The organism is Xenorhabdus indica, from assembly GCF_014467235.1.
In the GTDB taxonomy this organism is placed as follows: Bacteria; Pseudomonadota; Gammaproteobacteria; order Enterobacterales; family Enterobacteriaceae; genus Xenorhabdus; species Xenorhabdus indica.
In genome coordinates this window covers 1-837 of record NZ_NKHP01000099.1, presented here as the reverse complement: position 1 = coordinate 837, position 837 = coordinate 1, and the positions used below count along the sequence as shown (strand labels likewise).

At 45.6% G+C, this 837-nt stretch carries 2 protein-coding genes; both read right to left on the bottom strand.

Features of this window, described 5'->3' with window-relative positions:
- On the bottom strand, window positions 1-543 hold a 543-nt coding region (locus tag Xind_RS19655; RefSeq protein ID WP_276511104.1), incomplete at its 3' end, for a primase-helicase zinc-binding domain-containing protein.
- Window positions 544-647: 104 nt separating this feature from the next.
- Window positions 648-837, bottom strand: a 190-nt coding sequence (locus Xind_RS19650) for a helix-turn-helix transcriptional regulator (protein ID WP_187650957.1), incomplete at its 5' end; no start/stop codon positions are given.

Sequence of the window (837 nt, the reverse complement as noted above, 5' to 3'; positions counted from 1 at the left end):
TTTATCCAGTGTTGTCAGTGCCAACAAAGTCGAATTATTGAGCAATAGCCGCTGATTAGGGTAATCCAGTCCTTTTGCAACCAGATAAGGAGATTGCCCGGCAACAGTTTGCGCCATCAATGCCGCCACTTTTTCGGCAATCAGTTGTGTTGTTTGAATGGTTTTCGTGGCTGGCTTGGGTTCTGGTAAAGGTAACGCCAGCGCATCCGCAACCACTTTTGCCGCCTCAATGATGGACATTCCTTTAGTTTTTGCCACTAAATCCAACCCATCACCATAGTTCGGGGTATCACACTGGCGGCAGTGCCAATTGCCATGATGGTGATCATCAATAAAGTGAAAACGGTCAGTGCCACCGCAAACAGGGCAAGCACTATGTTTCCCTTTTGCAGGAATATCGATGCCACAGACAGGCAATAGGTTTTCCCAATGATACATAGCGGATTTTTTCACGGTCTGGATCAGGTCAAGCGGTTTTTGGTTGCCTGTGATATCTGAAGATGTAAATTTAGGGTGAGTTTGGTTAGACTGTGTATCAGCCATATCGTAAGTCTCCTTTACGTTGTGGTCAGACGCCTCAGATGTGTGTCACCACACTGGGGCGTTGTTTTTTATATTACGTTTCTTATGTCATGTTCTTTTATCTGTTATGCCGCCCGTGATTCAGCGATCCGCTGGGAAATCCAGTTATCAATTTCTGATTCAACAAAGGCGATTGAGCGGGAACCAAGTTTGACTTGTTTCGGAAATTCTCCGGCACTAATCAGTTTGTAGATCCACGCCTTGCTATAACCCGTCCTGCGTTGAACTTCCGGCAAACGAATAAGATTTTCCTTC